Below are 15,322 nucleotides of genomic sequence, written 5' to 3'. Positions count from 1 at the left end.
CCCTGTCCGCGAGGCGGGCAGGGGGCACGGTCGAACCGTCAGTCGTCAGCGGGCCGTGCCGGCGCGACGCTTGTTGTAGACGTCGAAGGCGACCGCGACGAGCAGGACGAGACCCTTCACCACCGACTGGGTCGACTGGTCGATGCCCATCAGCTGCATGCCGTTGCTCATCACCGCCATGATCAGACCGCCGACCATCGCGCCCACCACGGTGCCCACGCCACCGGTTACCGCCGCGCCGCCGATGAAGGCCGCGGCGATCGCGTCCAGCTCGAACATGTTGCCGGCGGCGGGCTGAGCGCCATTCGACCGCGACGAGTAGATGACGCCGGCCACCGCCGCCAGGAAGCCCATGTTGACGAACATCCAGAAGTTGACGGTGCGGACCTTCACCCCGGACAGCGCCGCCGCCGACAGGTTGCCGCCGATCGCGTAGACCTGGCGACCGAAGACGGTACGCCGGGTGAGCAGGCCGTAGACCAGCACCAGGACCGCCAGGATGATCAGCACGATCGGCAGCCCTCGGGCGTGCGCCAACTGCCAGGCGAAGTACATGAGGACCGCGCCGACCAGCACGACCCGGGCGACGAAGAGCGGGAACGACTCGACGGGCTGCTGGTAGCGGATCCGCGCCACGCGGGTACGGAAGCCGCTGACCGCGTAGCCGGCCACGGCGATGGCGCCGATCAGCAACGTGAAGGCGTCGAAGCCCTGCCCGCCGAGCAGGCCGTTGAGGAAGCCCGCCGCGACCTGCTGGTACTCGGACGGGAACGGCGACAGCGAGATGTTGTCGAGCACCCGCAGGGTCAGACCCCGGAACAGCAGCATGCCGGCCAGGGTCACGATGAAGGCCGGAATGCCGGCGTACGCCACCCAGAACCCGTGCCACGCGCCGACCGCTACGCCGACGACCAGCGCGGCCAGGACGCCGATCCACCAGGGGTGCCCCTGCTGGATCACCAGGACGGCGGAGACCGCTCCGGTGAGCGCGACGACCGATCCGACCGACAGGTCGATGTGCCCGCCGATGATCAGGATGACCATCCCGATCGCGAGGACCAGGATGTACGAGTACTGGAGGACGATGTTGGTGATGTTGCCGGGGCTCAGCAACACCCCGTCGGTCAGGACCGCGAAGAGCGCGACGATGACGACCAGGGCGACGTAGATCCCGCTCTGCCGCAGGTTGTTCAACACCAGCGCCCGCAGGTCGCTCGTCCCGCTGTGCAGGGCGGCGGTGGGCGGGCTGTCCGGGGGCGTGGGGCGCTCCGTCGAAGGGGTCTTGATGCTGGTCATCCGACGAGCTCCTTGTCCTTGGTCATCAGCTCCATGAGGCTCTCCTGAGTCGCCTCGGCCACCGGCATCTCGCCGGTGATCCGGCCGGCGGCGAGGGTGTAGATGCGGTCGCACATTCCGAGCAGCTCCGGCAGCTCGGAGGAGATGACGATCACCGCCTTACCGGCGGCCACCAGCCGGTTGATGATCGTGTAGATCTCGTACTTGGCGCCGACGTCGATCCCGCGGGTGGGCTCGTCGAGGATCAGCACGTCCGGGTCGGTGAACAGCCACTTCGACAGCACGACCTTCTGCTGGTTGCCGCCGGAGAGCTTGCCGACCACCGCCATGACGCTCGGCGTCCGGATGTTCATCTCCTTGCGGCTCGACTCGGCAACCTTGATCTCCTCGTTGCCGTTCACCCAGCCCAGGCGGGACAGCCGGTCCAACGCGGCGGCGGACACGTTGCGCCGCACGTCGTCGATGAGGTTGAGGCCGTAGCGCTTGCGGTCCTCGGTGACGTACGCGATGCCGTTGTCGATCGCCTCGGCGACGGTGCGTGCCTGCACCTCCCGCCCGTGGACGAAGAGTCGGCCCCGGATGTCGCGCCCGTAGGACCGACCGAAGACGCTCATGGCCAGCTCGGTCCGTCCGGCCCCCATCAGGCCGGCGATGCCGACGACCTCACCGGCGCGTACGGACAGGCCGACGCCCTCCACGACCATCCGGTCCTGGACCGGGTGCCGCACCGTCCAGTCCTCGATGCGCAGGACCTCGTCACCGGGGGACGACTCGCGGTCGGGGTAGAAGCTGTCCAGGTCGCGCCCGACCATGCCCCGGATGATCCGCTGCTGGGTCACCTCGTCGGACCTCATGTCGAGGGTCTCCACCGCGCGCCCGTCGCGGATGACTGTGGTCGAGTCGGCGATGGCGGTGATCTCGTTGAGCTTGTGCGAGATCATGATGCAGGTGATGCCCTGCTCCTTGAGTGCCCGCAACAGGTCGAGCAGGTGCGCCGAGTCGATGTCGTTGAGCGCGGCCGTCGGCTCGTCCAGGATGAGCAGGCGCACCTTCTTCGACAGCGCCTTGGCGATCTCCACGAGCTGCTGCTTGCCGACGCCGAGCTGGATGACCGGGGTGACCGGGTTCTCGTGCAGCCCGACGGACGCCAGCAGCTTCGCCGCTTCGGCGTTGGCGAAGTTCCAGTCGATGAGCCCGCTGCGGCCGCGCCGCTCGTTGCCGAGGAAGATGTTCTCCGCGATCGACAGGTACGGCACCAGGGCGAGCTCCTGGTGGATGATGACGATGCCGTTGGCCTCGCTGTCGCGGATGCCACGGAACTGCATCGGCTTGCCGTCGAAGAGGATTTCGCCGTCGTACGAGCCGGACGGGTAGACGCCGGACAGCACCTTCATCAGGGTGGACTTGCCGGCGCCGTTCTCACCACAGATGGCGTGGATCTCCCCGCGGCGCACTGCGAGGGTGACGTCCTCCAGCGCGGTCACGCCGGGGAAGGTCTTGGTGATGCGACGCATCTCGAGGATGGTGTCGTCCATTGTCACTGTCCTCCGTCAGGTCTGGACGTGGTACGCGCCCAGGCGTCGGGCCCGGCGGGTGACCGCCGGGCCCGACGAGTGGCTTACTTCTTGGCCTGACCGGCGGCGACCTCGTCCGCGGTCCAGTAGCCGGAGTCGATCAGCGTCGCCTTGATGTCGTCCTTGTAGACGGTCGCGATCGGCAGCAGGTACGCCGGGACGACCTTGACGCCGTTGTTGTACGTCTGGGTGTCGTTGGCCTGCGGCTGCTTCTTCTGCAGGAACGCCTCGGCAGCGTTCACGGCCTGCTCGGCCAGCAGCCGGGTGTCCTTGAAGACAGTGGAGCTCTGCACGCCGTCGTTGATCAGCTTGATCGAGGCGATCTCCGCGTCCTGGCCGGTCACCACCGGGAGCTTCTTCGCGCCCTTGCCGTAACCGGCGTTCTGCAGGGCGGTGATGATGCCGCGGGAGATGCCGTCGTACGGCGAGAGCACCCCGTCGACCTTCGAGCCGTCGTTGTAGCTGGAGGTGAGCAGGTTCTCCATCCGCTTCTGCGCGGTCTCCTGCTGCCACCGCAGGATGGCTACCTGCTCGGGGGTGGTCTGCTTGGACTTGACGACCAGCGTGCCGTTCTCGATGAACGGCTTCAGCGTGTCCATCGCGCCGCCGAAGAAGTACTGGGTGTTGTTGTCATCCAGCGACCCGGCGAAGAGCTCGACGTTCAGCGGCCCCTTGGCCGTGCCCTTCGAGCCGTCCTTGTTCAGCAGGCCGAGACCGACGAGCAGCGCGGTGCCCTGGGCGACGCCAACCTTGTAGTTGTCGAAGCTGACGTAGAAGTCGACGTCCTTGCTGCCACGGATCAGCCGGTCGTAGGAGATGACCGGGATCTTCGCGGCCGCAGCGGCCTGCAGCTGGCTGCTGAGCGCGGTGCCGTCGATCGCCGCGAGGACCAGAACATCGGCACCCTGGGTGATCATCTGGTCGACCTGCTGCGACTGCGTGGGGATGTCGTCGCCGGCGTACTGGAGGTCGACCTTGTAGCCCTTGGCCTCCAGCTTCGACTTCACCGCGTTGCCGTCGGCGATCCACCGCTCCGAGGTCTGCGTCGGCATCGAGACGCCGATGGTCAGATCGCTCGGCTTCTCGTCGCCGGACTTCTCACCGCTGCCCGCACCCCCGCCGCTGCACGCCGCCAAACTCAGCGCGAGTGCCGCGCCGCCGAGAGCAACCAGGAATTTCCTGCCCACGGGCTTCTCCTCTCTGGACTCCCCCGCCGACTGCCGGGGCCAAGTATCATCTTTCGGGTAGTGTTAGCGCTCACATAGATTGCGTCAACACCAGATCCGAAATACCGGTGTCACGGTCTCGTAACGGAGCATCCAGGCGAGCGTAGCCATGTGGCCGATCTGTCGGAAGGGTAGGACGCGGCGACTCAGCGTGGTCGTCCGCAGCACTCTACAGACCGATGCCCGCGAACGACGTCTGTCGTCCGCGGGCACCAGCACTACCGTCGGATCAGGCGGGTCGCCGCGACCTGGACGGTCGGCGACCCCGGTCGGCTACCGCTGCGACCACCGCTGGTTCGCCGCCGCCGTGCAGGTCCAGAGGATCACCGTGGTGCCGTTGGCAGTGGCGTTGTTGTTGACGTCCAGGCAGAGCCCCGACTGCGCGTTGCTGATCGTGCCGTTGGCGTTGACCGTCCATTGCTGGTTGGTCCCGCCGTTGCAGTCCCAGATCTGCACCTTGGAGCCGGCAGCGGCGTTCATCGGCGCGTCCAGGCACTTGCCCAGGGCCTGCAGGGTCTGACCGCTGCTGGTCCAGCGCTGGTTGGCGGCGCCGTTGCAGTCCCAGATGACCGGTTGCGTGCCGTTGGTCGTGTTGCTGTTCGGCACGTCGAGACAGCGGCCGGAGGCGGCGCTGGCGTACGCGCTCGACGTGCTCGGCGGCGGCGTCGTCGGAGGAGTCGTTCCACCACCGCTGACCCGGTACACCACGGTGCCGTGCGCGGGGACGCTGGCGCTGATGGTCCCGCTGCTGGTGCTGGTGCCACCGGTCCACGCCTCCACCAGGTTGAACGACGAGCCGGACTTGCCGATGGCCGCGGCCGTGGTCGAGATCGTCGTCGTCGAGCCGCCCTGGTTGAGGAGGGCGACGGCGACGTCACCGTTGGCGAGCCGCTTGGCCAGCACCCGACGCGTGCCGTCGAACGACACCTGCGTCCCCTGCAACCCGAGCGAGTCCTGGTTGATCGCGATCAGGTTGGCGTTCTTGAGGATGGTCTGCGTCGCGGTGTTCATGTTCCGTACGTCGTTGCCGGCGATCAGCGGAGACGCCATGATCGCCCACATCGCGAAGTGGCTGCGCATCTCCGTGTCGTTCATGCCGCCGCGGCCGACCTCCATCATGTCGGGGTCGTTGAACCCACCCGGCCTCGCGTAGGACGCCAGCGGAACTGTCACGTTGATGATGTTCTGGATGCCCATCGGGTACCCGTTGCTCTGGCCGGTGTCCCACGCGTTGGTGATGTCCTCGGTGGTTCGCCACATGTTCGCCACGTCGCCCCAGTTGCGCTGCGGGCCGGTCTTGGAGTGGATGCTGTTGGAGTTGATGCTGTAGACGATCGGCCGGCCGGTGGCGGCCAACGCGTCACGCATCTTGGCGAAGGTGGTCACCTGGTCGTTGATGCTGCCCTCCGGCGAGCACCAGTCGTACTTGAGGAAGTCGACACCCCAGGCCGCGAACTGGCGCGCGTCCTGCACCTCGTGGCCACGGCTGCCCGTCGCGCCGGGGTAGGCGCCGAAGTACTGGGCGCAGGTCTTGTCGACAGGCACCTGGTACAGGCCGAACTTCAGGTTCCGGGCGTGCAGGTAGTCGCCGAGCGCCTTCATGCCGCTGGGGAACCGGCCGGGGTCGCCCTGGATGTTGCCGGAGCTGTCCCGGTTGGGGTTGAACCAGCAGTCGTCGACCACCACGTAGTTGTAGCCCAGGTCCCGCATGCCGCTGCTGACGATCGCGTCCGCCGTCTGCCGGATCAGCCCCTCGTTGATGTTGCAGCCGAACGAGTTCCACGAATTCCAACCCATGGGGGGAGTGCGCGCCACGCCGTTGTCCAGTGCCTGCGCCGTCGGAGCGCGAAGGCCGACCAGGGCACCGGCGAGCAGAATTCCGGCCGCCAGTGCGCTCCCCCAGCGACGACCTCGGGTATTGCGGTTCATCGAGCCTCCTTGTCGGTGACGCCCGCCCTTGATTACGATCTCTGGTCGGTACGCCGATAGTTGGACGCCATTTTTGTTAGCGTTAACAGAGACGCCCATCATGTTACGGCGACATTTCACGAGGTTCAATACCTTCACCGCGCCGTATCGCTTGCCATCGATTGGTGACGCTCAGCAACCCATCGAGTCGCGTCTTATCGGGTGAGGAAGCCAAAAATTGGCGCGTGCTGGCGCTTACGCGCACGCGCGTGCACCGCTGGGCCGGGACGGCAGCGGGACCACTACCCGCACCATGCGGGGCGACCTACGGTTGGTCGACAGTCAGTGGCGAGGTGGGGCGACGCTCTCGCGGGCGACCAGAGCGGGTGCGATGGTCTGCCGCAGCGCCCCACCGGTGCCCGACTCGATCTGGGACAGCAGCATCTGCAGGCTCGCTCGCGCCACCGCGTCGAAGTCCGGTCGGACGGTGGTCAGCGGCGGAATGAAGTACGCCGCCTCCGGTACGTCGTCGAAGCCGACCACGCTGATCTCGTGCGGCACCCGTCGACCGAACTCGTGCAGCGCCCGCAGCACGCCCAGCGCGAGATGGTCGTTGGCGGTGAAGACCGCTGTGACCTCCGGCATCCGCGCCAACATCTGTCCGCACCGGTAACCCGACGCTGCGGACCAGTCCCCCGGCATCGGCGGCGGCGGATCCAGCCCGGCGGCCAGCAACGCCTGCCGCCATCCGTCGATCCGCCCCACGCTGTCGAACCAGTCGGTCGGGCCGGAGACGTGCCAGACGGTGCGGTGTCCGGCGTCGAGCAGATGTTGCGTCGCCGCCCGGGCGCCCGCCACCTGGTCGACAGTCACCAGCGGCACCGGCCGGCTCGGGTCACCGTCGACAGTGACCAGCGGGACATCCTTGGGAAGGCGCTCCAGCGCCTCACCGGCCGACTCGACCGGGGCGATGACCACGATGCCGGCGACCCGGTGCGACAGGTGCCGCTCGACGGCCGCCGAGATGGAGCGGTGGTCAAGGTTTCGCACGCTGCCGACGCTGACCGCGAAGCCCTCTTCGGCGGCGGTCTGCTCCAGGGCGGCCAGCAGCGATGCCGGACCGTAGAGCGTCGTGTTCTGCGCGACCACACCGATGACCTGTGATCGACCGGTCACCAGGGCGCGTGCCGCGCCGTTGGGGCGGTAGCCGAGTTCGGCGATCGCCGCGCGTACCCGAAGTCGGGTCTGCTCACGGACGTTGGGGTGCCCGTTGAGCACCCGCGAAACCGTCTGATGGGAGACACCGGCGAGACGGGCAACGTCCGTCATCGCGGGACCGTGGACGGCCATTTCACTCCCCCCGCTACATCGCCGGCCCGCAGCCCGTCGACGTCGACTGGAGCGGCCCGGCCCGATCCCCCTCGCTCAGTCACCACGCCGGTGCTGAATCCCAGGTGACCAGCGCTGGATCGCCGACAGTCTACGCCAGCAACGACCCCGAACACGGCACGCCTGTGTGGGGACCGTTCGACGCGCCGCAGCCGTACGAGGCGGTACCCGTCGGAAGTCCCCAACCAACCCACCCGGGACACGGTCCTGGTGTGGTACGCCGGCCTGCCCTCGCTCCTTGACAGAGCGTGGAACAGGCCGGCGGGAAGCTGACGCGGTGGCGCGGACTTCACATGCCGCCAGGGCTGCGTCGCCAGCGCCACCGGTCAGAGCGATCGTCGTGTGACCGGCGTCACGGTGTGGTCAGGCTGAACTGCCGCACTGTGACGGCGCCACCGAGCGACTGCGTCGCGTGGTTGAAGATGGCGAACCGGTAGCCCATGAAGAACTGCCAGTTGTTCGCCAGCGTCAGGGCGTTGCCGAACGAGGTGAAGTTCACCCCGTCGGTGCTGTACGAGAAACGGGCCTGCCGACCGGATCCGGGTCTGATGTCGGCGTTGGCCCGCAACCAGATCCGGCCACCGGAGACGGCGGTGCTCGCCACCTCGCTGCCGGTGCTTGTGGTGTTCCAGCTGCCGTCCATCGTCAGCCCGTTCTGCATGACCAGCCGGGTGGACCCGTTGTCCCGTCGGACTCCGATCCAGGCCGACGAGTTACGCAGCACCGCCAGGCCGGTGCGATCACCATCGCGCATTGTGGAGTAGTCCAACTCGATCGTCGCGGTCGAGGTGGGGCCCTGGATGCGGTGGGTCAGCGTGTTGCGCGCCTTGTACAGGTCGCCGGTGACGGTGGCGGTCTGCAGGTTCAGCCCGTTGTTCACCGACCACTTGCTGTTGTCCGGGTTGTGGTTCCACTCCCACTGCGGTCCGAGCGTGGTGCCGGCGAACGTGTCGGTGCCGGTGAGTGGCTTGACGGCGCGGGGCGGCGCGGGCAGGTTCGGCTTCGGGTACGAGCTGCCCCAGGTGCCGTTCACCGTCTGCAGCACGGGCCAGCCGTCGCCGGTCCAGGTGATCGGCGCCATGGCCGGCATCCGACCGCCGGGGTACGCGTCGACGAAGGACATGTAGTACCAGTCGCCGTTCTGGGTCTGCACAAGCCCACCCTGGTGCGGCACACCGCCACCGGAGATCGGGCCGGGCAGGTTGAGCAGCACCTGCCGCTGCTCGTACGGGCCGAACGGGCCGTTCGTCGACTTGAGCACGTACTGGCCGTTGGCCGGGCGGGTGAGCCAGATGTAGTAGGCGCCGTTGCGCTTGTAGAAACGCGCGCCCTCCAGCGTCCCGATGCTCGACGGCGTCTGGTACACCTGCTGGGCGCGGACCTGGGACTTCCCGTCGGCGGACAGCTGCGCCACGCTGATCGTGCCGTTGCCGTACGCCACGTACATGGTGTCGTTGTCGTCGATCAGCATCCCGGCGTCGTAGTAGCAGTTGGGGATGGTGGTGTGCTTGCTCCAGGTGCCGTCGACGGCGGACGCCGTGTAGATGTGGGTCTGCGCGAAGTCGATGCACCCGGCCCAGTAGTAGGTCCGGTTGCTCGGCCGGTAGTTCAACGTCGACGCCCAGATGCCATCGACGTAGGCGTTACCACCGCTCATGTCGTACTTCGACCCGAAGTCGAGCTTGGGCACGGAGTGACCGGCGAACTCCCAGTTGACCAGGTCGTACGAGCGCAGGACCGGCGCGCCGGGCGAGTAGTGCATTGTGGACGCCGACATGTAGTAGGCGTTGTCCACCCGGATGATGTCGACGTCGGCAAAGTCCTGCCAGACCGCGGGGTTCGAATACGTGCCGTTGGACGGGGGCGGCGTCGTGGGGTCGGTCCCGCCGTCGATGCGAGCGAGCTGCCACTGCTGGTTGGTGCCGTTCCAGTCGTCGTACTGCACGATGTTGCCACCGTCGGCGGTCGAGGCGCCCTGCACCTCCATCGCCTTGTTGCTGTTGCGGTTGATCAACCGGACGTAGCCGCCGTCCGAGTCGGCCAGCCGGAACTGCTGGTTGGTGCCGTTGTTGTCGCTCCACTGCACGACGCTGGCACCGTTGGCGGTCGAGCGGCCGGAGACGTCCAGCACCTTGCCCGACAACCTCGACTTGAGTCGGTAGTAGCCGCCTCCGGAGTCCACGAACTGCCACTGCTGCTGGTTACCGTTGTTGCGCGTCCACTGGGTGATCCGCGCACCGTCGTTCGTGGCCAGGTTGTACACGTCCACGGCCTTGCCACTGTTGCGGTTCACCAACACGTACCAGGCGTTGGTGTCGACGGTGGCCGCTGACGCGGGCGACGAGGCGACGGCCACAGCCGCGCCACCGACCACCAGCACCATCGCGGCGACGGCGAGTCTCGACAGCCACCCGCGCCGTCGTGGCGCACCCCGGGGAACCCGACCGATGGAAAGCATGATCCTCCTCTGCTGACGCGAACCGTGCGGTCTGGGTCGGCGTCCGCGGCACCGGGCGGGGCACCGAGCTGACCACGCCCGGCCATGTGATCGCTAACACCGATCGCCCGACCGTCGCGGCGACGAGGTGCCGAAACCGCGGGGTAGGACGCGCGCGCGGCCGGACCAGCCAACGACATCGACCATCTTGGTTATAGACTGTGAGCGATAACATGCTGTTAGTCAAGGCGTAACACAACCGCCTCGTGGCCCGGCTGGCGCACACGCGAACGGGTGGTCCACCCCCGCCCGCAGGCAGGGGTGGACCACCCGTTTCCGGACGATCCGACCGCGCGAATCAGAAGCCGCGGGCCAGCCGGTAGTAGGCCTGGTTCCAGCGCAGCTCGTCGGCGAAACGGCGGGGCTCCGTGGCGGCGTCGATGACGACGAGCTCGGTGCGGCTCATCTCCGCCAGGTCGTGCAGCTCCTCCACGCCCACCGCCTGTGACAGCACTGTGTGGTGCGGCGCGCCCGCGGTGATCCACGCCTCGGCCGAGACCGGCAGGTCGGGACGCGGACGCCAGACGGCACGGGCAACCGGCAACCGGCGCAGCGGCTGCGGCGGCGCCACCACGTCGATCTCGTTGGCCACCAGGCGGAACCGCTCCCCCATGTCGGACAACCCGAGCACCACGGCCGGCCCGGGTGCGGCGTCGAACACCAGCCGGACCGGGTCCTCACGGCCACCGATGCTCAGCGGATGGATCTCCACGTTGGGCACGTCGGAGGCGATCGTCGGGCAGACCTCCAGCATGTGGGCGCCGAGCACCAGCTCGTTGCCCGGGGTGAGGTCGTAGGTGTAGTCCTCCATGAACGACGTGCCGCCGCTCACGCCCACCGACATCGCCTTGAGGGTGCGAACCAGGACCGACGTCTTCCAGTCGCCCTCACCGCCGAAGCCGTAGCCGTCCGCCATCAACCGCTGCACGGCGATGCCCGGCAGCTGACGCAGCCCGCCGAGGTCCTCGAAGTTCGTCGTGAAGGCCCGGAACCCGCCCGCGTCCAGGAAGGCGCGCATGCCCAACTCGACACGCGCCGCGTACCGCAGCGAGTCGTGCTGCTCGCCGCCGGGCAGCAGCTCGCCGACGATGCGGTAGGTGTCCTCGTACTCCTTGACCAGGTCGTCCACCTGCGCGTCGGTGACCTCGCCGACCACCTCGACCAGGTCGTTGACGCCGTAGGTGTTGACCGAGACCCCGAACCGCAGCTCGGCCTCGACCTTGTCGCCCTCGGTGACCGCGACGTCGCGCATGTTGTCACCGAAGCGGGCCAGACGCAGCGACCGCATCGCCGACCAGCCCAACGCGGCGCGGGCCCAGGCCCCGATCCGAGTGGTCACCCGCGGGTCGCTGACGTGCCCGGCCACCGTCTTACGGGCCACACCGAGACGGGTCTGGATGTACCCGAACTCACGGTCGCCGTGGGCGGCCTGGTTCAGGTTCATGAAGTCCATGTCGATGTCGTTCCACGGCAGCAAAACGTTGGCCTGGGTGTGCAGGTGCAGCAGCGGTGTCTGCAACGCGTCCAGACCGGAGATCCACATCTTGGCCGGCGAGAACGTGTGCATCCAGGCGATGACCCCGACGGCACCCTGAGCGGCGGCGTCCCGGCAGACCTGCAGAATCTCACCGCTGTTGGTCAGGACGGGCTTCCAGACCACGCGGGCGGGAATCTGCGGCGAGTCGTCGAGCGCTGCCGCGATCTGGCGAGACTGCTCGGCCACCTGGCGGAGCGTCTCCTCGCCGTACATGCCTTGGCTGCCGGTGAGGAACCAGATCTCGGGTTCGGTGTGTGGTGCCATGGAGTTGCCTTCCGCGAGAGGGGCGGTCACTTGTAACGGATTCCGATGAGGCGTTGAAGGAGGATGAACGCGAAGAGCAGACCACCAATCACGATCTTGGTCCACCAGGAGTTGAGACTCCCGTCGAAGGTGATGAGGGTCTGGATCACGCCGAGGACCAGCACGCCCAGCACCGTGCCGAAGACGTAACCCGCGCCGCCGGTGAGCACCGTGCCACCGATGACGACGGCGGCAATGACGTCCAGCTCCATCCCCACAGCGATCAGCGGCGCGCCGGAGAGGGTGTAGAAGGACAGCAGGATCCCGCCGATGGCCGAGCACAGACCACTGATCGTGTAGACGGCGATCCGGGTCCGCCCCACCGGCAGGCCCATCAGCAGCGCCGACTGCGGGTTGCCGCCGATGGCGTACACGTTGCGTCCCAGCCGGGTGTAGGCCAGCGTGTACGCGGCGATGACGACCACCACGAAGGCGATCAGCACGCTGATCGACACGAAGTTGCCCCGGGGGTCCCCGATCCGCTCCTGCGACATCGAGGTCCAGAACCCGTCGGTGATCGGGATCGACGCGCCGGAGATGAAGGTGCACATGCCCCGGGCGAAGAACATCCCGGCGAGCGTGACGATGAACGGCTGGATCTCGAAGAAGTGGATGACGCAGCCCATCAACAGGCCGAGCGTCGGACCGATGAGCAGGGCGATGACCAGCACCAGCGCCGCCGGCATGCCGTCCTGCAGCAGCGCGGCCGACACCATCGCCGTCATGGCGACCACCGAACCGACCGACAGGTCGATGCCACCGGTGAGGATCACGAAGGTCATGCCCACCGCGACGACGAGCAGGAAGCCGTTGTCGATGAAGACGTTGAAGATGACCTGGACGTTGGAGAACGCCGTGTACTGCGAGACGCCGATGCCGTACATCACCAGCAGCAGGGCGAGCGTCGCCAGGACCGGTATCTGCTTCCTCGGCAGCCGGAACCGGGTACGACCGGCGGCGGTAAGCGTTCCAGTGGTCATGCCGGCACCTGCTCCTTCGGCTTGTCGGCGATGGTGGCGGGCGGCGGGACGTTGCGCCTACGCCGGCTGAACCGGGCCCGGAAGGCCGGCGCCTGGATGAGGCAGACGGCGATGACGACGACCGCCTTGAACAGCAGCGAGGTCTGCGGCGAGATGTCCATGGCGTACACCGTGGTGGTCAGGGTCTGGATGATCAGCGCGCCGATGATCGTGCCACTCAGGAAGAACCGGCCGCCCGCGAGGGACGTACCGCCGATGACGACAGCGAGGATCGCGTCCAACTCGACCCAGAGGCCGGCGGCGTTGCCGTCGGCGCTGGAGACGTTGGCAGTCATCATGAAACCGGCGACCGCGGCACAGGCGGCGCTGATCACGTACGCGAGGAAGATGACCCGACCGGACCGGATGCCGGCGAGCCGGCTGGCCATGGCGTTGCCACCCACCGACTCGATGATCATGCCGAGTGCGGTGCGACGGGTGAACGCGGCGACCAGCAGGGCCGCGGCGAGCGCGATGAAGATGGCCAGCGGCAGTGTCAACGCGTGGCCCAGGCCGATCGCCCGGTACGGCTCGGAGTTGATGGTGATGATCTGACCCTCGGTGATCAGCTGGGCGAGACCCCGGCCGGCGACCATCAGGATCAGGGTGGCGATGATCGGTTGGATCCCGATGACGGCCACCAGCACCCCGTTCCAGGCGCCGAGCACCAGCGAGACACCCATCGCCATCGCGAGGGCGGTCACCACCACGCCAAGGCTGTTCTGGTCGGGCTGCTTGCTGATGTACATGCAGGCGATCGCGCCGCTGATCGCGCAGAGCGAGCCCACCGACAGGTCGATGCCGCCGGTGGAGATGACCAGGGTCATGCCCAGCGCGACGAGGATCAGCGGTGCGCTCAGCCGCAGGATGTCGATCGGCGTGCCGTACAGGTGCCCGTCCTTGAGCTCGATGGACAGGAAGCCGGGCCGGTAGATCGTGTTGGCGGCGAGCATGACGAACAGCACGGCGGCGGGCCAGAACAGCCGGTGACCGATCATCGTCCGATAGCGGCTCATGGTGTCGTTCATCGGTCTGCCTCCTCCCGGTGGGATCCGCTGGCGATGGTCTGCATGATGCGGTCGGCGTCCAGGCTCTCGTCGTTGGCGAGCTGCGCGACCATCTGCCGGTCCCGCATGACTGCCACCTTGTGGCTGAGGCGCAGCACCTCCTCCAGCTCGGCGGAGATGAACAGCACCGCCATGCCCCCGTCGGACAGCTGCGTCACGAGCTTCTGGATCTCGGTCTTCGCCCCGATGTCGATGCCCCGGGTCGGCTCGTCGAGGATCAGCAGCCGCGGCTCGGTGATCAGCCACCGGGCCAGCAGCACCTTCTGCTGGTTACCGCCGGAGAGGTTGCGTACCGGCACCTCCGGGTCGGCGGGCCGGATGTTGAGGGCCTTGACGTACTTGTCGACCAGCTCGTCCTGGCGGCGACGCGGAATGGGCCGCAGCCAGCCGCGGGCCGCCTGCATGGCGAGGATCATGTTCTCGCGGACCGACAGGTCCGCGACGATCCCCTCGGCCCGGCGGTTCTCCGAACAGAAGCCCACGCCGTGGTCGATGGCCTGCGCGGGGGTGCGCAGGCTGCTCGCCGTGCCGTCGATCGCCACCTGACCGCCGTCGGTGCGGTCGGCACCGAACAACAACCGCGCGACCTCGGTACGCCCCGAGCCCAGCAGGCCGGCCAGGCCCACCACCTCGCCGGCGTGGATGGTGAGGCTGAACGGCTCGACAGCACCCGCCCGACCGAAGTTCGACACCGCCACCAGGGGGGTGCCCTCCTCCAGCGCGGCCAGGTCCCGCCGGGAGTGCTCCTCGATGCCCTCCAGGACGTCGAGCTCCTTGCCGATCATCTTCTCGACCAGGGAGAGCTGGGGCAGCTCGGTGGTGAGGTACTCGCCGACGAGCCCGCCGTTGCGCAGCACCGTGATCCGGTCGGAGATCTCGTAGACCTGGTCGAGGAAGTGGGTCACGAACAGGATCGCGATGCCCTCGTCGCGCAGTTGCCGCATGATGCGGAACAGCTGCGCCACCTCGCCGGCGTCGAGGCTGGACGTCGGTTCGTCCAGGATCAGCACCCGGGCCTTGATGTCGATGGCGCGGGCGATGGCGACCATCTGCTGGATCGCCAGCGAGTACGAGCCGAGTGGCGCGCTGACGTCGAGGTCGAGGTCGAGGCTGGCCAGCAGGGCTCGGGCGCGGCGGCGAACCTCACCCCAACGGACGGCGCCGAAGACCCGAGGCTCACGGCCGATGAAGATGTTCTCCGCCACCGAGAGGTTGGTGCAGAGGTTGACTTCCTGGTAAACGGTGCTCACACCGGCGGCGGTCGCCTGCATCGGCCCGGTGAACGACACGGGCTCGCCGTCGAGGGTGATCGCGCCCTGGTCGGTGTCGTAGACGCCGGTGAGCACCTTGATGAGGGTGGACTTGCCGGCCCCGTTCTCGCCCATCAGGGCGTGCACCTCGCCGGGGAAGAGCCGGAAGTTGACGTCGTGGAGTGCACGCACCCCGGGGAAGGACTTGCTGATCCCGGTCATCGTCAGGACCGGACGGCTATCCGTCATCCCATCA

General features: G+C 67.7%; 10 protein-coding genes. All 10 read right to left on the bottom strand.

The features are described 5' to 3' along the window. Positions 1-45: 45 nt before the first annotated feature. Complete coding sequence (gene mmsB / locus MED01_RS15360; RefSeq protein WP_238669244.1) at positions 46-1,296, bottom strand: multiple monosaccharide ABC transporter permease; 1,251 nt, start codon at positions 1,294-1,296, stop codon at positions 46-48. After that, positions 1,293-2,831 carry a multiple monosaccharide ABC transporter ATP-binding protein gene (mmsA, locus tag MED01_RS15355; RefSeq protein ID WP_238669243.1) on the bottom strand — a complete coding sequence of 513 codons (1,539 nt, stop codon included), beginning with the start codon at positions 2,829-2,831 and terminating at the stop codon, positions 1,293-1,295. The genes mmsB and mmsA overlap by 4 nt, the downstream gene beginning before the upstream one ends. An 83-nt stretch (positions 2,832-2,914) precedes the next feature. After that, positions 2,915-4,057, bottom strand: a complete 1,143-nt coding sequence (gene chvE, locus MED01_RS15350; RefSeq protein ID WP_112624825.1) for a multiple monosaccharide ABC transporter substrate-binding protein — start codon at positions 4,055-4,057, stop codon at positions 2,915-2,917. A gap of 312 nt (positions 4,058-4,369) precedes the next feature. After that, positions 4,370-6,025 carry a glycoside hydrolase family 27 protein gene (locus MED01_RS15345; protein WP_238669242.1) on the bottom strand — a complete coding sequence of 552 codons (1,656 nt, stop codon included), beginning with the start codon at positions 6,023-6,025 and terminating at the stop codon, positions 4,370-4,372. Between the two features lie 321 nt (positions 6,026-6,346). Then, on the bottom strand, positions 6,347-7,333 hold the full coding sequence (locus tag MED01_RS15340; protein WP_210781556.1) for a LacI family DNA-binding transcriptional regulator: 987 nt from the start codon (positions 7,331-7,333) through the stop codon (positions 6,347-6,349). A gap of 412 nt (positions 7,334-7,745) precedes the next feature. Further along, positions 7,746-9,851, bottom strand: a complete 2,106-nt coding sequence (locus MED01_RS15335) for a family 43 glycosylhydrolase (RefSeq protein WP_238669241.1) — start codon at positions 9,849-9,851, stop codon at positions 7,746-7,748. A gap of 337 nt (positions 9,852-10,188) precedes the next feature. Further along, complete coding sequence (gene araA, locus MED01_RS15330; RefSeq protein WP_091401160.1) at positions 10,189-11,691, bottom strand: L-arabinose isomerase; 1,503 nt, start codon at positions 11,689-11,691, stop codon at positions 10,189-10,191. A 26-nt stretch (positions 11,692-11,717) separates the two neighbouring features. Continuing rightward, positions 11,718-12,710, bottom strand: a complete 993-nt coding sequence (yjfF, locus tag MED01_RS15325) for a galactofuranose ABC transporter, permease protein YjfF (protein WP_238669240.1) — start codon at positions 12,708-12,710, stop codon at positions 11,718-11,720. Continuing rightward, positions 12,707-13,777, bottom strand: coding sequence for an ABC transporter permease (locus MED01_RS15320; protein WP_238669239.1), 1,071 nt, complete (start codon positions 13,775-13,777; stop codon positions 12,707-12,709). The genes yjfF and MED01_RS15320 overlap by 4 nt, the downstream gene beginning before the upstream one ends. Continuing rightward, the gene (locus MED01_RS15315) at positions 13,774-15,315 is read right to left on the bottom strand and encodes a sugar ABC transporter ATP-binding protein (protein ID WP_238669238.1); all 1,542 of its coding nucleotides are present in this window, start codon (positions 15,313-15,315) and stop codon (positions 13,774-13,776) included. The genes MED01_RS15320 and MED01_RS15315 overlap by 4 nt, the downstream gene beginning before the upstream one ends. Positions 15,316-15,322 lie beyond the last annotated feature (7 nt).

The sequence above is a fragment of the Micromonospora alfalfae genome (genome assembly GCF_022230925.1).
In the GTDB taxonomy this organism is placed as follows: Bacteria; Actinomycetota; Actinomycetes; order Mycobacteriales; family Micromonosporaceae; genus Micromonospora; species Micromonospora alfalfae.
Note: the sequence above shows the minus strand (reverse complement) of the source record. Positions and strands in the feature narration are given on the sequence as shown.